An 18245-nucleotide genomic window follows, 5' to 3' on the forward strand; every position below is an offset into this window, starting at 1 on the left:
AACCTTGGCATCGCACCCCGAGAACCCCCGGCGCGCTACTGCGAAACCTCAGCAGGCGAGCGAGGCGAGGTCAGCGGCGGACGAAGCGGGCCACGTGCTCGGCGAGCGTCTCCCCCGCGTCCTCCTGCAAAAAGTGCCCAGCTCCCGCGATCGTCGGATGGTCCAAACCAGCCGCCCCGCGCATCGACCGCTGCAAAATCGGCCCCATCGCCCCGGTAATCGGATCCCCGTCCGAAAACGCGCACAAGAACGGCACATCCAGCTCAGTCAACGTCGTCCAAGCCGCCCGATTGGCCTCCGACGCAGGATCATCCGGCCGAGTAGGCACCAACCCAGGCATCGCCCGAGGCCCGGCCTTGTACATCTCATTCGGGAACGGCGCGTCGTAAGCCGCCCGAATCTCCTCCGACAGCGGCGTCTTGCAGCCAGCCTGCACACACCGCCCGACGTCCAGGATCTGCGCGCCCTCCACTGCCTCCCGGAACTTGTGCCACACCGGCGGCATGTCCACATCCCCAGTCGGCAGCCCGGTATTGGCCGCGACCACCCCGGCGAACCGCCCGGGGTTCTCGGCCACCAGCCGCAGCCCGATCAACCCGCCCCAGTCCTGCCCCACGACCGTGACGCCGTTCAGGCCCAGGACGTCGAACGAGAACCGGCGCATCCACTCCACGTGCCGCGCATAGGTGTGGTCGACGATCTCCGCGGGCTTGTCCGACCGCCCGAACCCGACGAGGTCCGGCGCGATCGCCCGCAGCCCGGCGTCGGCGAGCACCGGGAGCATCTTCCGGTAGAGGAACGACCAGCTCGGCTCGCCGTGGAGCAGCAGAACCGGCGGCCCGTCGGCGGGTCCCGCCTCGACGTAGCCGACTCTGATCAGGCCGCCGTCCGGGTCGGACAGGTCGGTGTACTGAGGTTCGAACGCGAAGTCGGGCAGATCCGCAAACCGGTCTTCCGGCGTCCTGAGCAATCGCACGGTTCCCACGTTAGTGGGAACGGGACCGCGCGGCAGTGCGCGAACGCTACGAAATCGCTACCGCGACGACCAGCCCGAGCCCGAGGTGCGCCGCCGCGACGACCACGCTCGCCGGCGCGAACTTCTCGCTCTGGATCGTGGATCCGACATCGATCCGGGTCGCCCACTCCAGCAGCCGCACCGCCAGCACCTGCACGATGACCCCGATCAGGCCGTAGACCAGCGACGTGATCAGCCCGGCGGTCAGATCGCTCGCGGAGCTGTAGATCGCCACGACCACGATGAACGCCATCGACAGCAGTCCGGACGCGGTCACGATCACCGCGTTCGGCAGCCCTCGGGTGACCAGCTTCGACAGCTTGCCCGGCGTGGTGAAGTCGATCGCGTAGAAGCCGGCGAACATCAGCAGCAGGCCGACGATCCCGTACAGCAGGATCGCGCCGATGCCGCGCACGAGGTCGGAACCGAACGTTGCGGGCAGCGCGAGCGTCGAGGTCACGGGGTCTCCCTGGATGGCCGAGTCAGCCGATCAAATCGGACATCCAGGGTTTTATCACGACTCCGGAATCCGGTGCGGGACAAACGCCGCACCGTCATCGGTGACGAGTCCGCTGGTCTCGCGGATGCCGAGCCCGGCCGACTGGTCGCCGACGATCCACGCGCCGAGCGCGGGCCGGTACCCGTCGAACTCCGGCAGCGGGTCGAACGCCTGGTAGACGTAACCCTCCGCGCCGTAGACGCCGTCGGTCTGCGTCTCGTACCCGGTGGCCACGATCTGCACGTTCGCGCCCTCGCGGCCGAGCTTCGGCTTGCGCACGTACTCGGTGAGCAGGCCGGGGTCGTCAGCGAACGCGGGCAGCAGGTTCGGGTGCCCGGGGTAGTTCTCCCACAGCACCGCGAGCAGCGTCTTGTTCGACAGCAGCATCTTCCACAGCGGTTCGACCCACAGCGTGCGCGGCATGGTCTCCACCGCGAACTTGCCGAACTCCTCGTCGACCACCCATTCCCACGGGTACAGCTTCACCACCGTGGACATCTGCGCCTCGGCGAGGTCGACGAACCGCTTGAGCACCGGGTCCCAGCCGATCTCCTCGATCGCGAGCCCGACCGTGTCGAGCCCGGCCTCGGCGGCGGTCTCCTGCAGGTACGCCGTGGTCACGTGGTCCTCGCCGCTCGGATCGGCCGCGGACCAGGTGAAGTGCAGTTCGTTCGACGGCAGCTTGCCGCCGAGTTCCTCCCAGCGCTCCACCAGCTTCTCGTGGATGGAGTTCCACTGGTCGTCTTCCGGGAAGACGTCGGTCTTCCAGTGCCACTGCAGCAGCGACGCCTCCAGCAGCGTGGTCGGCGTGTCCGCGTTGTACTCCAGCAGCTTGGCCGGCGATTTGCCGTCGTAGCGCAGGTCGAAGCGGCCGTAGACGTGCGGGTCCTGGCGCTTCCACGACTCCGCGATGTGCGGCCACACCCACTCCGGGATGCCGAAGCGCTGGTACTGCTCGGTGGTCACGACGTTGTCGACGGCCTCGAGGCACATCGAGTGCAGCAATTCGACGTCCGCCTCGAGCGAGAGCACCTCGTCCATGTCGAAGACGTAGTGCACCGACTCGTCCCAGTACGGCCGCGGCTTGCCGGTGCCGTCGCGCGCCGGGGTGCCGTAGACCAGGCCCTGCTCTTCGACGATCCGCTGCCAGTCGCGGCGCGGTTCCCGCCGGTCCCGATACACCTACGAGCCTCCGCTCTTGCCGGTCCCGCCGGTGCCTCCGGAGGTGCCGCTCTTGCCGCTGATGCCGAACCCGCCGCGCTGGACGCTGGTGCCCGACTTGGTCGTGACGTTGGTGTTGCCCGACGGCGCGGTGTAGCTGCCGCCGGAGACGTGCTGGCCGATGTTGCCGGTGCCGCCGTAGTTGTAGCGGTACTGGGTGTATCCGCCGCCAGTGCCGATCGGGATGAACCAGAACCCGCCGCTGTAGTGCCCACCGTGGGTCTGGGCGTAGTTCTCGGTGCAGTACTTGTCGTCCTGGATGACCCCGTCGGACGAGACGCAGGACGCGGTGACCTCGGCGGGCTTCGCGATCGTGTAGAACGTCGCGACCAGCCCGACGAGACCGACAGTGACCCCGCTGCCGATCAGGATCTTGCGTTTGGTGGCCGCTTTCGCGTCCGCCGCTTCCCGCGCCGCGAGGGCTTCCTGCCGTTCGCGTTCCTGGTCGGCGATGGCCTGTTTGCGGGCCCGTTGTTCGGCCACCGAGGGCTGCCGCGGCTGCGTGCTCGCGTCCTGAAAACGCATCGAGCCCGGCTTCTTCTGCTCCTCGGTCGGCTGCGCGCCGCTGTTGTCGTCTTGCGTCATGTGCGCTCCGTAATCCCCCAGCACTGCAAACCCCGCTTACCACCCTAATCGACCCAGCACACGCGCGGTTCATGCGGCGCGGGCATCATAGGTATCGATGTCTCAACGCTCGGAGCGGTTCCCTTCGCGTATGCAGACCCTGACCACCCGCGTGGTGATGGCCGGGGTGTTCTTCGGCGCGGTCATCGCGCTGGCCTTGAGCGTCGCCTTCTCCTGGACCGACACGCTCGCGGGCGGCGCGGGCGGCGGGGAAGGCAAGCTCAGCGAGGCAGCCCAGCAGGCGTTTCACTCGCCGCCGGGCACCTGCCTGACCTGGAACGCCAAGGACGCCTCGGACGCGCACGCGGTGCCGTGCACCCAGTCGCACCTGTTCGAGGTCACCACCGTGGTCGACATCGGCGCGAAGTTCCCGCAGCAGGCTCCGTTCCCGAGTCTCGACCAGTGGCAGGACATCGCGCAGCAGCAGTGCAACAGCGACGTACGGCCGTACCTCGGCCACCCGCTCGACCCGTACGGCAAGCTCACCACCAACCTGCTGCGGCCCACGTCGGCGCAGTGGTCCGGCGGCGACCGCCAGTTGCGCTGCGGCCTGCAGTTCGCCGGTCCGGGCGGCGGCCTGCAGCCCACCACCGGCGCGGCGAAAACCCAGGACCAGTCGATGGTGTGGGCCCCGGGCACCTGCCTCGCGCTGGTCGGCAAGGGCGTCGGCGATCCGGTCGACTGCAGCAAGCCGCACTCCTACGAAATGATCGCGACCCTCGACCTGGCCTCGCACTTCAAGGACGGCTACCCGAAGCTGGACGACCAGAAGTCCTGGCTCGACACCGAGTGCAACAAGGCGGCGAAGGACTACACCGGCAGCTCCGACCTCTCCTCGAAGAAGCTCACGCTGGGCTGGGACTCGCGCGAGCAGGAGAGCTGGGACGCCGGGTCCACCAAGGTCAACTGCAAGGTCGCGGCCACGCTGCAGGACGGCAGCGGATTCCAGGCGGTCACCGGCAGCGTGAAGAGCGGGGCCTCCGGGTCGTCCAGCCAGCAGCAGAGCCCGCCGCCGAGTTCCGGTTCCGGCGGGAACTGAGCAGTGCCCGTCGAGATGAGCCAGGCCCGGTTCGAGGAACTCGTGGCCGACGCGCTCGACCAGGTGCCCGCGGAGTTCGCCGCGGCGATGGACAACGTCGTGGTGCTGGTCGAGGAGTTCAACGAGGAAGCGCCGGACATCCTCGGGCTCTACCACGGCATCGCGCTCACCGAGCGCACCAGCCACTACAGCGGCGCGCTGCCGGACCGGATCTCGATCTACCGGGAGCCGATCCTCGACATCTGCGACACCGAGGACGACGTCGTCGAGGAAGTGCTGATCACCGTCATGCACGAACTCGGCCACCACTTCGGCATCGACGACGAGCGGCTGCACGAACTCGGCTGGGGCTGATTCCGGCGGAACCCCGTCGGCCCGTTGCTCTTCCCTGATCAACAATGCGGCGTCACCACGGAAAACACCGAAGGTCATCAAAGCGTCACAGAACGCGGCTGATCTCTTTAGACTGTCCTGATCAGGCAGTTTCCGGTTTTTCGTGAGGTGTTTCGTGTCGCATCGGACGACGGACGGCCGGCTGCGCTGGCTGCTCGCTTCGAGCGGCACGTCGAACCTCGCCGACGGCATCGCCAAGGTCGCCTTCCCGCTCCTGGCCACCACGCTGACCCGCGATCCGGTCGAGATCGCCGCACTGTCGGCCGTGCAGTTCCTGCCGTGGCTGCTGTTCGCGATCCCGGCGGGCACGCTCGTCGACCGGATCGACCGCAAGAAGGCGATGATCGCCGCGAACGCGATGCGCGCGCTCGTGGTCGCCGCGGTCACCGCGCTGCTCGCGTTCGGCACGATGGAGATCTGGACGATCTACGTCGCGTCGCTGCTCGTGGGCATCGCGGAAACGGTCGCGGAGAGCGCCGCGAACGTGCTGCCGCCCTCGCTGGTCGAGGAGGACCGGCTGGAGAGCGCCAACAGCAAGCTGCAGGCCTGCGAGATCGTCGGCCAGACGTTCCTCGGCGGCCCGGTCGGCAGCGCCACTTTCGCGATGTTCGCGGTCTTCCCGTTCCTGCTCTCGTCCGTCGGGTTCGCGGTCGGTGCCGCGATGCTGCTGGGCATGGCGGGCAGCTACCGGCCGAGGCAGGAGACCAAGTCGCACATCCGGGCGGATTTCGCGGACGGTTTCCGCTGGCTAAGGCGGCATTCGCTGTTGCTGCGGCTGCTCGCGATCGCCGGTCTGCTCAGCCTGATCAGCGAACTGGCCCAGGCGCAGCTGGTGCTGTACGCGCTGGAAGACCTGCATTTGTCCGACGCCACCTTCGGTGCTTTCGCCTTCGTCGGAGGTGCCGGTGGCCTGCTCGGAGCCGGGCTAACGCCGCGACTGGTCCGGCGCATTGGACGGCGGACGGTCCTGGTCGGCGGGGTGTTGTTCTGCGCGCTCGGCTTCGGTGGCATGGGCCTGGTGCGCCAGCCGGTGGTGTCCGCGGTGCTGTTCGGCGTCTTCGCGGCGGCGGTGGTGGCGGTGAACGTGGTGCTCGCGACCGCGCGCCACACGCTCGTGCCGGGCGAACTCCTCGGCCGTGTGCTCGGCGTCTGGCGGACGGTCGTCTGGGGCGCGATTCCGCTCGGCGCGCTGCTCGGCGGATTGCTCACCAAGCTGCTCGGTTCTGCTGGCGACACCTTCACCGCTTCCGGCGTCCTGCTGCTGTTCGTGACCGCTTATGCACTGTTCGCGCTGCGCGGCCGCCCGCTCGATGACAAAACGGCCTCGACCGGGGACGGAGCCCGTTCGCAGCAGTGATCCGGCGCGGTTTTGGTGCTGAAATAGCACCTCACCCCGGCCGCCCGGAGGTACGTGATGACTGCGCTCGACACTCCGCCGCTGCCGGACGACGACCGCGACACCGACGTTGAGCCACCGCCTCCTGCCGCACGCCGTCCGCTCGTCCTCGCCGCCGTCGCCGGGTTCGTGCTCGGCACCTGCGTGGTCGGCCTGTTGTGGGGACTGTCCGGCCAGCGCGCCGGAGCGAATGTCGACGCGGCGGCCGCGTGTGCCGCGTTCGCGCGCGCCGGGCACATCCCGGACACCACCGGGGGTGCCGACGCGGTGCAGTTCACCCGGATGTCCGACGATTCGGTGCACCGCGTGACCGGCGCGATGGAGCTGGCCAAGGCGGCGGCGACCTTCGACGGCAATTACCAGCCGCTGGCCAAAAGCCTCGAAGCGGTGAACAAGATGGTGCTCAGCAGCCGCTTCGACAACCGCGACGGGCAAGCCGCCGTCGTCCAGGCGGAACAACTCTGCGCGCGGGGCTGACCCCCACGCGCAGAGCTTTGGTCAGGCCTTGTGCACGGTTTTCACGCCGAGCTGCTTGCCCGGGATGTTCGTGCCCGCGCAGCCGAGGCCGTCGAGCGGCACGAACTTCGACGCCGTCTCCTGCGGCAGGTACACGCGAAGGCCCTTGACCTGGGTCGGCTTGCAGACAGCCGGGTCGAAGTTGCGCACCTGCGCGAACTGCACATCCGCCGCGGCGGACTGGCCGGGAGCCAGCTTCACCGGCGCGCCCTTGGCACCGTCGCGATCGGCGGCCGGGCCGATCTGCGCCCCGTTTTCGCCGCCGACGTAGGAAACGCCAGGGAAGCCCTGGATGGTGCACGGTTTGCCGCTGGTGTTCTTGATCAGCAGCGACCGGTACTCCGAACCCGCGCCGGCGTCGCCGCCGCCGAGCGACAGGGAAACGTCGCCCGCCTTGCACAGGCCGTTGTCGGCGGGCGGCTTTTCGACCGGCCCCGAGCCGCCGCTGGGCGCGGACGACGCGGAAGAAGGAGCGGACGACGCGGCGGACGAAGCCGACGACATCGGGCTGCTCGACGGGGTGTCCGAACTCGCCGGGCCGCTCGCGGCGGGAGCGCCCTGGCCGCACGCGGAAAGCAGCAGCGCCCCCGACGCGCCCACTGCGGACAGGAAGACCAGGGAAAACCACGGTTTCTTCGTGTTTGCCATCTCACTCGCCTCGCTGTGCTGGTGAACGCCGAACTGGGTGGAACCTTCATCCGGAGGACGTGCCAGGTCCGGACGGGGTTGCTCCGCATCCGGTGAGTTCCCCACCGGCCCCGGCTTCACTCAGCGTTTCCCCGCACGAGTGATCAACCGCTCACGAAAGGCGGGTGTCGACCCAGCGGACGCACTCCCATCCGTGGTCGCGCGCTTCCAGCTCGACGAACTTCGTGTTCGGGATCAGCGCCTCGTTCGCCAGTTCGGCGGGCACGTTGGCGGCCAGCCATTCCCCGGCGAGGCGGATCGCGCCGCCGTGGCTGACCAGCACGACCACTCCGTCCGGCGAAGTTTCCTCGTGCTTGGCCCGCAGCTCGTTGGCCGCGCCGAGCATCCGGTCCCGCACCTGCGTGCCGGTCTCGCCGCCGGGGATCGAGACGTCCAGGTCGCCTTCCGTCCAGGCCTTAACCACGCGCAGGTAGACGCCGATCGAGTCCAGGTCGGTGTTGCCTTCGAGATCACCGGCGTCGACCTCCTTGACGCCCTCGATCACCTGCACGTCGAACCCGAACGCCTCGGCCAGCGGCGCTGCGGTCTGCTGCGCCCGAACCGCTTCCGACGCGTACACCGCCACGATCGGCTCGGATTTCAGCTGCTCAGCGAGCGCCGCGGCCTGCTCGCGGCCGAGTTCGGTGAGCGGCGGACCGGGCAACGCGGTGTCCAGCGCGCGGCGGACGTTGCCCTCGGTCTGTCCGTGCCGGACCAGCAGCAACCTCATGCGCCTTCTCCCTTCAAAACCGCGTCGACCCACGCCTGCGCGTCGAGGAAATCCTGGTTCCCCGCGCCGTCCTCGATCGTGGCCGCGACCTCGTCCGCCCGCGGGTACGAACCGAGAAAGCGCAGGTGAGAGCGGCGGCGCAGGGCGGCCATCGCGTCGATGATCCGGGGTTCGGCGACGTGGCCCTCGAAGTCGATGAAGAACCGGTACTCGCCGAAGTTGTTGCGGGTCGGCCGGGCGTCGATCCGGGTCAGGTTGATCCCGCGGCCGGCCAGTTCGACCAGCAGATCGGAAAGCGTCCCGGTGCGGTTGACCGCGGCCGCGACGATCGACGTGCGGTCGGCTCCGGTCGGCGCGGGCAGTTCGCCGGGACGACGCACCATCAGGAACCGGGTCTGCGCGTCGCGGACGTCGGCCACGCCGGTCGCCAGCTCCTCCAGCGGGTAGTGCTCGATCGCGACCGGCGCGGACACCGCCGCGTCGAAATCGCCCTCGACCACACCGACCGCCGCCGCAGCGGTGGACGACGAGGCGACCGGGGTGGCGTCCGGCAGGTTCGCCTCCAGCCACTCGCGCACCTGGGCCAGCGCGTGCGGATGGCTCGCGACAGTGCGGATTTCGCCGCTGCCAGGCCGTTTGAGCACGCTGAAGTGGATGGGCAGGATCGTCTCGGCCGTGGCGACGAGCGGGTCCCCGTCACTGAGCCCGTCGAGCGTCGCCGGGACCACGCCTTCGACAGAGTTCTCGATCGGCACGCACGCGGCGTCCGCGGCACCGTCGCGGACGGCCTGCAGCGCCAGCCGGACGGTCTCGTAGGGGGTCAGGTCCTCGCCCGGCGCGAGCGCGCGGGCGGCCTGCTCGGTGAACGTGCCCTGAGGGCCGAAATACGCGATCCGCAACACGGGAGTCAGGCTAGCGACCGCGCGCGTGGCGCTTTTCACTCGGACAGCCGGTGGCTAAACCGGTTACGCCGGGTGGCGTTTTTTGCCATGCTTGCACGGTGACCGCCGACTCAGGCACACACGCCGGGCACGGGGAAGCCGTTTCGCCGGGTTCTCCCCGAACGCCGGAATTGGTGCTGTGCGCCGTCGATGAACCGCTGGCCGCGGCGTGGACCTCCGCCGCGGCGGACGTCGTCGGCTCCGTCCGGGTGCACCGCGGTTCGGTGCTCGATATAGCCGCGCAGGCGGTGGTCAGCCCGGCCAATTCCTACGGCTGGATGCGCGGCGGGATCGACGCGGTCTACGCACGGGCGTTCCCCGGCATCGAGCAGAGCGTGCGCAGCGCGGTTTTGGCTTCTTACGGCGGTGAGCTGCCGATCGGCGAGTCCGTGATCGTCCCGACCGGCGAGTCCGAACCGGCTTGGCTGATCAGTGCGCCGACCATGCGCGAGCCCGGCGAACGGCTGCCCGCGGACACTGTCCACCCGTATCTCGCGGCGCGCGCGGTGTTCCTGCAGTGGCAGCGCGGACAGCTGGATTCCGGCTCGGTCGCCTCTGCCGTGCGGACGATCGCGATGCCCGGTCTCGGCACTGGCGTCGGCGGCGTGGCACCGGCCACGTGCGCCCGTCAGGTCGCCGCGGCGTGGCAAGAAGTTTTCGGGACCAACGGTCACCTTCGGTAAGCGAATATCTCTCGGTTCAGGGGTGCGTGCATCACATCACAGCGCGTTCACGCGCGGTAAGCCCTACCGTTGATACGGCGTTACGGAAGTAGCGCAGACGGAGCCAGCGCAGGCGACGGCCGAGGAGTGTGCGATGCCCACACGGGTCCGTGAACTCAGCCCTTATGTAGAGCTGCATCGGGAACAGTGGCGGGAGCTGCGCAGCTCCACTCCGCTGCCGCTGACCGCGGACGAGCTGGTCCGGCTCCGCGGGCTCGGGGAACAAATCGATCTCGCCGAGGTCGCCGACGTGTACCTGCCGCTTTCGCGGCTGATCAACCTCCAGGTGAAGGCCCGGCAACAGCTGTACGAGGCCACCACGACGTTCCTCGGCGAGGACTGTCGCAACACCAAAGCCCCGTTCGTGATCGGCGTCGCGGGCAGTGTCGCGGTCGGCAAGTCGACCACCGCCCGGATCCTGCGCACCCTGCTCGCCCGCTGGCCCGACCACCCGCGCGTCGACCTCGTGACGACCGACGGGTTCCTCTACTCGCGCGACGAGCTGACCCGGCGCGGAATCATGCACCGCAAGGGTTTCCCGGAAAGCTACGACCGGCGCGCGCTGCTGCGGTTCGTCACCGAGGTGAAGTCCGGGGCCGAGCGGGTCTCCGCGCCGGTGTACTCGCACCTCGCCTACGACATCCTCCCGGACCAGGAGCAGGTCGTGGAGCGGCCGGACATCCTGATCATCGAGGGATTGAACGTCCTGCAGCCCGGCCCGAGCCTGACCGTTTCGGATCTGTTCGACTTTTCGATTTACGTCGACGCGCACATCGACGACATCGAGCACTGGTATGTCGAGCGATTCCTGAAGCTGCGGCACACCGCGTTCGCCGACCCGGCGTCGCACTTCCACCACTTCGCCGGCTTGGACGACGACGAGGCCCGCGAAGAAGCGCGGCACCTCTGGCGCACCATCAACGAGCCGAACCTGATGGAGAACATCAAACCGACCCGACCGCGTGCGACGCTCGTCCTCCGCAAGGACGCCGACCACGCCATCAACCGTGTTCGACTGCGGAAACTCTGACTGTCACCCACACGCCTCTCAGTGGTCTCTTTCTTCCCGACAGCCGGGTAATTGACCGATCGGCCAGCGTCTTCGTAACCACTTGGCCGATACCAGCGCCCCCCTCCGCAAGCGACCCTGAAAGCAGCAGGAAGTCGCACTTGACCTGCGAAGGAGGCCACGATGTTGACTATCGTCCTGACCTGGGTCGGCGCGGTATTGGGATTGACGCTGCTGGTCGCGATGGCCGCGGGGGCGTTCGTCGTCGACTTCGACGACGCGCTGCGCGAACGGCGCGTCAAGGCACGCAGCACGGCGGAGCCGACCAGCTGAGGCCTGAGCTTTCGGTCCAGGCAAGATGTGCGGCATGAGTCCGGTGAGCCGCGCGCGCAAGAAGAGTTCCCTACCCACCGCCCCCAGCGTCAACGGTCTGTTCAAGGACGTGCTGCGGGACTTCTCCGCGGTCGCGGCCGAGCCCGGTCCGTTCGACATCGACCTGCTCGGTTCCGAGGTCGTCGGGCAGTGGCGGGACGTCGTCGTGGAGGACGAACCGGAAAGCCAGCTCGGACTCGAGCTGATCGCGTTCGCACAGCGCAAGATCACGCCCGGCGCGGCGGCGCTGCTGGCCGCGCTGAAGGTGCTGGCCGAGTCCGAAGAGGAGCGTGCGGCGGCGGCCGAGGCGCTCGGTGTCGTGCTCGGCCGCGGCATCCCGGAGCCGGAGTGGGCCGCCGAGGTCGGACAGGTCAGCGTCGGCGAATGCTGGCGCACCGGGGACGTTTACGGCGACGAGTCGTCGCTGCTGTGCGTCTTCTCCCGAGGCGACCATTCGCTCGGCCTGCTCGCGCTGCTGGACTTCACCGAGGGCGGCCGGGTGCGCGACCTGGTGGTCATCGAGGAGCCGCACGAGGTGCTCGCCGAAATGCGCTCGCAGGTCGAGGAAGACGGCGAACTGGTCGTACTGGAAAAGATCGAACCCGCCGACGCGCACCGGCTGCTGGTGTCCGGAATCACCGCCACGGACGCCCTGGACGAGCCGGACGTCGGCGAGGACTACACCCGGTTCCACGCCATCGCGCTGACCTGGGCGCGTTCGCTGCCGGAGCCTTCGGAGGTTCCGCCGGTGGCCGAGTGGAGCGCCGAACAGCGCGAGGGCGCCGTCACCCAGTTCCTCGCCGACACGAACCTGCCGGACGCCGACGCCGCCCGCGAAATCGCCGACCTGCTGGTAGACCACGGCTGCCGCACCGAACCGGCGAACCCGCTGCGCGTCGGCCCGGAAAAGCTGGCGCGGTTCCTGGAATCCTTGCTGGACGGCGAATACGAGCTGGAAGACGAGGACGCCGTCGCACCGGTCGTACTGTCCTGGGCCGGCTGGGCCGCCGCTCGCGCCGGGCTGTCCGAGGTCGCCACCGCGGCCTTGTTGGAAGAAGTCACCGAATACCTCGGCGAGTACCTCTCCGACGATGACGAAGACGACTTCAGCGATTACCTAGACGGCACCGAGTCCGCCGAGGAAGCCCTGGAAGTGGTGGCACGCCGCCGTTTCGCCGTGCCTGAACTGTCCACAGTGATCGGTGACGAAGAACTGACCGATTTGGACCCAGGCGACCCGGAACAGCGCCGCCTGCTGGTGATCGGCTCGCACCCGGAGTACCACGAGTCGCTGGCCGCGGAAGAATTCGACGGCGCCGACGGTCTGCGTCTCGCCCTTGAGACGTCCATTGTGGACCAGCTGTGGGACGACGAACCCGCCGAAGTCTGGACCGCGGCGCAGAATCTGCTGCAGCAGGACCTTTCCCGGGGCGAGGTCCTCGACCGCTTGGTAACTGTCCTAGAAGGACAGTTGACCGAAACCGAGGAAGAAGACCAGCTGGACTACGACCTCGACGCCTACCGCGCCGCCCTGGCCGAGATCTAGCCCTTCGGAAGCGCGATCCGGGCCGCCCGGATCTCCGCGAGCAACCGGGTCTTGCGGCGGTGGACGTTCACCAGCTCGGCGACGTAGCCGGTGAACTCCTCCGCCGTGCCCGCTTGTTTGTGCAGGGTGCGCAGTTTTTTGAGGCACTGCGCTGCTTCCCGGTACGCGGCTGCTTCTTTTTGCGCGATCAGGTGCTCGATTCGCTCGCGGTACTCGGGGATGGAGTCCGCTTTTTGCTGCGGTGCGTCTTTCCGCTGCTTCTCCGCCGGTGGCTTCTCTGCCTGTAGCCGCGCCTCCGCCCGCTGCGGCTTCTCGACCTGCTGAGGCTTCTCCGTCCGCTGCGGTTTTTCCGCCGGTGGCTTCTCTGCCCGCAGTCGCGCCTCCGCCCGCTGCGGCTTCTCCGCCAGTCGCCGCGTCCCTGCCCGCTGCGGAGTCAGCACCCGCGCCGCGTAAGCGATCGCCTCGCTGTGCCGCCCAGCCGCCCGCAACACCCGGACAATCTTGAGACTGACGTCCACCCGAGGCGGCTTGGCCGCGAGAATGGCGACCAGCCCGTCCACGTCCCCACTGGCCTCCGCGATCTCCTCCTGCAGCCGCTGCGCGATCTCGACCTTTTCGGGCTGCCTGACGCGCAATACTTCGTCCACAATGGACTTCATCCGCGCGAGCCCGGCGTCCCCGAGCGCCGCGGCGAAATCAGCCACCGCGACCGCCCGCCCGCTGAACGCCGCCTCGAGCACCCAGTCCGCGAGCTGCCCCGGCTCCGGCGGCCGAGCCGCACAAGCCCGCGCGTACAAGGCGACCGCCTGGTCAAGCCGCTCCTCGAGGTCCGCCGCGAGGTCGCCGTGCTGCTCGAGCATGCCCACGATGTCGTCCACCGCCCGCCGAGCGAGCGGCGCGAGATCAGCGCGGCTGCCGGAATCGAGCAGCCGCCGCACAGTATCGAGAACCGCACCGATTTTGGCGGTGTACTCGACCGGGTCGGGGACGCTCACGCGAACAGTCTGCCGTATGGCCCGTAACCGGCGTGTGGGCCAACGGCGTACTCTTTTCGGCCCAACCCGTACACCCCAGGTGAGCACTGCGCGTGATAGTCAGGTCTAGTGACCCTAGAAGACCTGACCCGGCGCCTCCGCGACTTCGCCGCCGCCCGGGACTGGGAACCGTTCCACACCCCGAAAAACCTGACGATGGCCCTGTCCGGCGAAGCAGGCGAGCTGATCGCCCTGTTCCAGTGGCTGACCCCGGAGGAAGCCGCGAACTGGCGCGCGGACCCGACCCGGGAGTTCAACGTCCAAGACGAAATCGCCGACGTAATGCTGTACCTGGTCCGGCTCGCGGATGTGCTGGGAATCGACCTGCTGGAAGCGGCGAACGCGAAGGTGGACCGGAATGAGAAGAGGTTCCCTCCGCTAGCCCGGTGACCCAATCGCGGCCCGTTTCGTCTCGTCGAGGTACCAGCCGCCGACCAACGCACCGACCGCGAGGACGGCCAGCACGATCCCCGGCCCCAGCCCGGAACCGCCGAACATCGCGGCGACAGTGAGGACCATCAGGACGAATCCGATGCCGATCAGCACCCGCCCGACCAGCCGACCACGGCTCGACGGCGCCTTCTGATGCTTCGGCGGCGAGACCGGAACGCTCTCAAAACCCAGCAGTACCGGAGCCTCGTCCAGCCGCGCGACGTGCGCACCGAGTTCGAGCGCCCGGGAAAGCCGCGGTTCGGACTCGCGCACCCCCGCGTCGTACACCAGGTGCGTGACCGAGCCCGTCAGGTTCTTCGCCAGCTGGAACCCCTCCGACAGCACCCGCGCCCGCAACTGGTCCGCGTCCGCCGTCGCGCCGAGCACGAGAACCCTCGTCGGCTTGTGCCCGGTGGCGGTGACCCTGAGGTCCACCACCACTTCCAGCACCCCGAGCGCCTCCGCGACCTGGCGCAGGTCGCGGTACTCGGCGGAAGTCACCACCCCATCGGATTCCGCGACCCGGCGCAGCTCAGCGACGAAACCGGCGTGCACCCGCCGGACCTCCGCCGCGGGCATCCCAGCTTCGGCCGCGATGCCCGTGAGCGCCGAGACCTCTTCATCGGTCAGGAACTGGTCGGCGACCGCTTCGGCGAGCAGATCGAGGTACGCCTGCCCGACCGGTCCGCCGTCTCCTGCGGAAACCCGGTCCACCGCCTCGGCCATCCAGCCCTTCTCCGCACCGTCGACCGACCGGCGCAGGGCGGCCGCCCCAGCCGCATACCGCGGCAAGTCCGGAAAACGTACTGGTCGCACCAGCCGCAACCCATGCGTCCCGACGAGAGCGATCATCGCCTGCGCGCACGCTCGGGCGGCCGGTTCGGCGAGGTAACCGGGGAAGTCCTCGATGCCGAAGGCGCGGGCGATGGTGGCGAGCCGGTAGTTGGGCAACGGCAACGCCGCCTGTGCGGTGTCCTTGAGCGAGATCCCCGGCAACGGCGGGAGCCGGACGCCTAGCTGGCCGATCTCGGTGAGCAGGCCCTCCACTGCGGACAGGTCGTGGGCCACGACAACCGCGCCTCGGCACAGATCGAACAACCGGCTGAGGATGTCGCCGAAAGCTGGTGCGCCAGCCAGTTCCGCCGCGGTGATGCGGTGCGGATCGCGCCGGCCCGGGTCAGCGGCGACGACCGTCGCGAACTCGCCGACGAAGGTTCCGTCCCCGCGAAATCGGATCGCGGCGACCTCCATGACGCGACCAGCGTGCAGCCCGGTCGTCTTCACGTCGATCGCGGTGAATTCCGTGCCGCTCGCGGGCACCTGCCCGGTCGGGGACAGGGACAGTCGTTCGATCAGCTCGGCCATCGTGGATGCGCTTTCTCCTGGACAGTTCCCATAACCATCGCGGGGCAGTCGCAGACCGTCACAGTCGTTGCGGAAAAAGCTTGCTTTGTGACTGATCCGTGACTTCTTCTTTTCCGGGAAGCCTGGTGCGTAACACTGACCGCCGTTTGTGCGAACTCCATTCGGCACCCGCCTCAGGAAGAGGATTTCCGAATGCACTCCACGCCCCCGCCGCCGTCGCGCCCCAAGCTGAAATTCCCGACCTGGCTGACGGTCGTCCTCAGCGTCTTCGCGGTTCTCTTCATTCTGGGCGCGGTGTTCGGAAAGCCCGCGCCGACGCCGGAGCCGGTTGCCGCGCCGGTCGCTCCACCTCCGACGACCTCGGTGACCACCTCAGCCTCTCCGGCACCGGTGACATACACCGTGGACAAAATCACCGACGCCGCCAACGTCGAACTGGCCGGTTCGGACGGAAGTCATCGCACCGTGCGCATCCTCGGCCTCGAAGTGGCGACCGGGAACAACTGCTATGCGTCGGAAACCGTTACTTGGGCCAATAACAAGCTCGCCGGCGCGGCAGTAAAGATCACCACGGACACCACTGACGGCGTCTCGCTCGCTTTGAACGACGGCACCGACTACGCGACCGCGACGCTTTCGGCCGGATACGCCCGGCTGGCCGGAAACGTCATCTCCGGCTCTTTGCGCAACGCGGCGAACGCGGCCCAGCAAGCGGCGACCGGATTGTGGGCGGAACCCTGCAAGGGCGTGATCACCGCGCCGACGCCGGTGCCGCCCCCTGCTCCGCCGAAGGAAACGCCCGCCCCGCCACCGGCACCGCGCACGTCCGAGCAAGCCGCTCCGCCGCCTCCTCCGGTCGAGGACGCGCCGGAACCCGAGCAGCCGAGCGCTGCGTATTACAAGAACTGTGCGGCCGCGAAAGCCGCTGGGGTCGCTCCGCTGCACCGCGGCGACCCGGGCTACCGCCCAGCCCTGGACCGCGACGGCGACGGAATCGCCTGCGAGCGGTAACTCCTGGTGTCGTGCGGCACCACCGGCAGACGAACCGCCCCACGGCCCGTAACCTGGACATATGCCGATTCAGGTGCTGCTGGTAGACGACCACGAACTCGTCCGGCGGGGCCTGCGCGACCTGCTCAGCGACGAGGCCGACCTGGAGGTGGTCGCCGAGGCCGGGAGCGTCGAGGAGGCGCTCGCGGTGGCCATGCACGTCGAGCCGGATGTCGCGGTCGTGGATGTGCGTCTTGGTGACGGCGACGGCATCACGCTCTGCCGCGAACTGCGGTCCAAACCGAATCCGCCGGCCTGTCTCATGCTCACCGCGTTCGACGACGAGGAGGCCATGGTCGGCGCGATCATGGCGGGCGCTTCGGGGTATCTGCTCAAGCAGGTTCGCGGCCAGGACGTGGTGAACGCGGTCCGCGAGGTCGCCGCCGGGCGGTCGCTGCTCGACCCGGTCAGCACCGCCCGCGTGCTCGACAAGCTCCGCCATCCGCCGACCGACGAGCTGGCCGCTCTCACTGATCGCGAGCGCGACGTGCTGGAGCTGATCGGGCAGGGGCTGTCGAACCGCGAGATCGCCGAACGTCTTTTCCTCGCCGAGAAAACGGTGAAGAACTACGTGACGTCCGTGCTTGCGAAGCTCGGCATGCAGCGCCGCACCCAAGCAGCGGCGTGGATTGCCCGGCGCGGCAAGTGAATCAGCTTCCCGCGACGGCGCGGCCGTAGCGTTCGGACAGCAACTGCAGCAACGGGACCAGCTCCGGCGGCGACTCGACGGTGAAGTCCATCATCAGCATTCCGATGTAGACAGCTACGGTGTCCAAACTGTCCGCACCGGTGACGAGCACGCAACGGTTCTCGTCAATGGGTTCGACGACGCCGACCGTCGGGTTGATCCGCGACAGCACCTTCTCCGCAGGAGCGTCGATGCGCAGGCGCGCGTGCACGAGCCAGCCGCTCGCCGCGATCGTGCGCATCGCGAAGGCGGTGTAATCCCCGCCAGGCAAGGGATTCGGCTCGAACCGGCGGCGGGTCGGCATCCGCGGCTCCATCAGGTCGATGCGGTAGGTCGCCCAGCTGCCGTCCTGCGGATCGCGGGCGACCAGGTACCAGCGCCGCTGCCAGCTGAGCAACCGGTACGGCTCGACCAGCCGCAGCTCGTCCGCGTAGTCGAAGCGGAGCCATTCGACGTGCCGGATCGCCCGCGCGACCTCCTGCAGCACGGCACCGTCGACCTCCGGATCGGGCGCGTCGGTGCCCGTGTTCTCCGGACCACGGTCGATCGTCGACCGCAGCGCGTCGACCGTCGGGCGCAGCCGCGCTGGCAGAACCTGCTCAAGCTTCGCGAGCGCCCGCGTGCCAGCCTCGTCGATCCCGGAGATGCCCGCCGCGGCTCTCAGCCCGACCGTGACCGCCACCGCCTCCTCGTCGTCGAGCAGGAGCGGAGGCAGCTTTCCGCCAGAACCGAGCCGGTAGCCACCGACGTTCCCGCGCGTCGCCTCGACGGGATAGCCCAGGTCACGCAGCCGTTCGACGTCGTGCCGGATCGTCCGGGCCGAGACGCCCAGGCGTTCCGACAACTCCCTGCCGCTCCGCCCGGCCGCGCTCTGAAGCAGTGCGAGAAGCGCCAGCAACCGCGCCGTCGGATCGGCCATCGAAACTCCTTATTCTATTAGGAACTGATCCTACCTAATAGCCTCCT

The 18245-nt window shown here is 68.6% G+C and carries 21 protein-coding genes; 11 read left to right on the plus strand and 10 right to left on the minus strand.

From position 1 onward, the window contains the following. Positions 1–70 precede the first annotated feature (70 nt). Genes AB5I40_RS25755 through AB5I40_RS25770 form a run of 4 tightly spaced genes read right to left on the minus strand, consistent with a single transcriptional unit; the run spans position 71 to position 3320 of the window. Positions 71–985 carry a haloalkane dehalogenase gene (locus AB5I40_RS25755; protein WP_370932604.1) on the minus strand — a complete coding sequence of 305 codons (915 nt, stop codon included), beginning with the start codon at positions 983–985 and terminating at the stop codon, positions 71–73. A 37-nt stretch (positions 986–1022) separates the two neighbouring features. After that, positions 1023–1475 (minus strand): DUF350 domain-containing protein, encoded by a 453-nt coding sequence (locus tag AB5I40_RS25760; protein ID WP_182893653.1) that lies wholly within the window; start codon positions 1473–1475, stop codon positions 1023–1025. 54 nt (positions 1476–1529) lie between these two features. Then, positions 1530–2696 carry a glutathionylspermidine synthase family protein gene (locus AB5I40_RS25765; protein ID WP_344281853.1) on the minus strand — a complete coding sequence of 389 codons (1167 nt, stop codon included), beginning with the start codon at positions 2694–2696 and terminating at the stop codon, positions 1530–1532. Next, positions 2697–3320: a hypothetical protein gene (locus AB5I40_RS25770; protein ID WP_370932605.1), complete on the minus strand. Its 624-nt coding sequence runs from the start codon at positions 3318–3320 to the stop codon at positions 2697–2699. Between the two features lie 97 nt (positions 3321–3417). Here AB5I40_RS25770 and AB5I40_RS25775 point away from each other — a divergent pair, with 97 nt between their 5' ends. The 4 genes from AB5I40_RS25775 to AB5I40_RS25790 all read left to right on the plus strand — a co-directional run bounded on the left by AB5I40_RS25775 (position 3418) and on the right by AB5I40_RS25790 (position 6664). Continuing rightward, positions 3418–4398 carry a septum formation family protein gene (locus AB5I40_RS25775; protein ID WP_370932606.1) on the plus strand — a complete coding sequence of 327 codons (981 nt, stop codon included), beginning with the start codon at positions 3418–3420 and terminating at the stop codon, positions 4396–4398. 3 nt (positions 4399–4401) lie between these two features. After that, complete coding sequence (locus AB5I40_RS25780) at positions 4402–4752, plus strand: metallopeptidase family protein (RefSeq protein WP_344281862.1); 351 nt, start codon at positions 4402–4404, stop codon at positions 4750–4752. Positions 4753–4906: 154 nt separating this feature from the next. Continuing rightward, positions 4907–6148, plus strand: coding sequence for an MFS transporter (locus tag AB5I40_RS25785; protein ID WP_370932607.1), 1242 nt, complete (start codon positions 4907–4909; stop codon positions 6146–6148). 57 nt (positions 6149–6205) lie between these two features. Continuing rightward, complete coding sequence (locus AB5I40_RS25790) at positions 6206–6664, plus strand: hypothetical protein (protein ID WP_370932608.1); 459 nt, start codon at positions 6206–6208, stop codon at positions 6662–6664. A 21-nt stretch (positions 6665–6685) separates the two neighbouring features. On the opposite strand, the gene AB5I40_RS25795 is transcribed toward AB5I40_RS25790, so the two are convergent. The 3 genes from AB5I40_RS25795 to pheA all read right to left on the minus strand — a co-directional run bounded on the left by AB5I40_RS25795 (position 6686) and on the right by pheA (position 9022). After that, positions 6686–7351 carry a DUF4232 domain-containing protein gene (locus AB5I40_RS25795; RefSeq protein WP_370932609.1) on the minus strand — a complete coding sequence of 222 codons (666 nt, stop codon included), beginning with the start codon at positions 7349–7351 and terminating at the stop codon, positions 6686–6688. A gap of 151 nt (positions 7352–7502) precedes the next feature. Further along, positions 7503–8120: a histidine phosphatase family protein gene (locus AB5I40_RS25800; protein WP_370932610.1), complete on the minus strand. Its 618-nt coding sequence runs from the start codon at positions 8118–8120 to the stop codon at positions 7503–7505. Next, a complete protein-coding gene (pheA, locus tag AB5I40_RS25805) occupies positions 8117–9022 on the minus strand; it encodes a prephenate dehydratase (protein WP_370932611.1) in 906 nt (301 codons plus the stop codon). The genes AB5I40_RS25800 and pheA overlap by 4 nt, the downstream gene beginning before the upstream one ends. Before the next feature lie 98 nt (positions 9023–9120). On the opposite strand from pheA, the gene AB5I40_RS25810 reads away from it, so the two are divergent. From AB5I40_RS25810 to AB5I40_RS25825, 4 genes are all read left to right on the plus strand, one after another. After that, complete coding sequence (locus AB5I40_RS25810; RefSeq protein ID WP_370932612.1) at positions 9121–9744, plus strand: macro domain-containing protein; 624 nt, start codon at positions 9121–9123, stop codon at positions 9742–9744. A gap of 133 nt (positions 9745–9877) precedes the next feature. Further along, positions 9878–10813, plus strand: a complete 936-nt coding sequence (gene coaA, locus AB5I40_RS25815) for a type I pantothenate kinase (protein ID WP_370932613.1) — start codon at positions 9878–9880, stop codon at positions 10811–10813. A 162-nt stretch (positions 10814–10975) separates the two neighbouring features. Next, the gene (locus AB5I40_RS25820; RefSeq protein WP_182893641.1) at positions 10976–11125 is read left to right on the plus strand and encodes a hypothetical protein; all 150 of its coding nucleotides are present in this window, start codon (positions 10976–10978) and stop codon (positions 11123–11125) included. A gap of 34 nt (positions 11126–11159) precedes the next feature. Next, positions 11160–12710, plus strand: a complete 1551-nt coding sequence (locus AB5I40_RS25825) for a hypothetical protein (protein WP_370932614.1) — start codon at positions 11160–11162, stop codon at positions 12708–12710. Here AB5I40_RS25825 and AB5I40_RS25830 read toward each other — a convergent pair. Beyond that, a complete protein-coding gene (locus tag AB5I40_RS25830; protein ID WP_370932615.1) occupies positions 12707–13705 on the minus strand; it encodes a hypothetical protein in 999 nt (332 codons plus the stop codon). The two genes, AB5I40_RS25825 and AB5I40_RS25830, sit on opposite strands and share 4 nt — an antisense overlap. Before the next feature lie 108 nt (positions 13706–13813). On the opposite strand from AB5I40_RS25830, the gene AB5I40_RS25835 reads away from it, so the two are divergent. Beyond that, positions 13814–14134 (plus strand): nucleotide pyrophosphohydrolase, encoded by a 321-nt coding sequence (locus AB5I40_RS25835; protein ID WP_370932616.1) that lies wholly within the window; start codon positions 13814–13816, stop codon positions 14132–14134. On the opposite strand, the gene AB5I40_RS25840 is transcribed toward AB5I40_RS25835, so the two are convergent. Further along, the gene (locus AB5I40_RS25840; protein ID WP_370932617.1) at positions 14123–15541 is read right to left on the minus strand and encodes a PolC-type DNA polymerase III; all 1419 of its coding nucleotides are present in this window, start codon (positions 15539–15541) and stop codon (positions 14123–14125) included. The genes AB5I40_RS25835 and AB5I40_RS25840 overlap by 12 nt on opposite strands. Before the next feature lie 192 nt (positions 15542–15733). On the opposite strand from AB5I40_RS25840, the gene AB5I40_RS25845 reads away from it, so the two are divergent. Together AB5I40_RS25845 and AB5I40_RS25850 are read left to right on the plus strand one after the other, a co-directional pair. Further along, positions 15734–16552 (plus strand): excalibur calcium-binding domain-containing protein, encoded by an 819-nt coding sequence (locus AB5I40_RS25845; RefSeq protein WP_370932618.1) that lies wholly within the window; start codon positions 15734–15736, stop codon positions 16550–16552. Positions 16553–16613: 61 nt separating this feature from the next. Next, a complete protein-coding gene (locus AB5I40_RS25850; RefSeq protein ID WP_009085782.1) occupies positions 16614–17240 on the plus strand; it encodes a response regulator transcription factor in 627 nt (208 codons plus the stop codon). 1 nt (position 17241) lies between these two features. On the opposite strand, the gene AB5I40_RS25855 is transcribed toward AB5I40_RS25850, so the two are convergent. Beyond that, positions 17242–18198 carry a helix-turn-helix transcriptional regulator gene (locus AB5I40_RS25855; RefSeq protein WP_370932619.1) on the minus strand — a complete coding sequence of 319 codons (957 nt, stop codon included), beginning with the start codon at positions 18196–18198 and terminating at the stop codon, positions 17242–17244. Between the last annotated feature and the right edge of the window lie 47 nt (positions 18199–18245).

Origin of the sequence: Amycolatopsis sp. cg13 (assembly GCF_041346965.1) — a bacterium.
In the GTDB taxonomy this organism is placed as follows: domain Bacteria; phylum Actinomycetota; class Actinomycetes; order Mycobacteriales; family Pseudonocardiaceae; genus Amycolatopsis.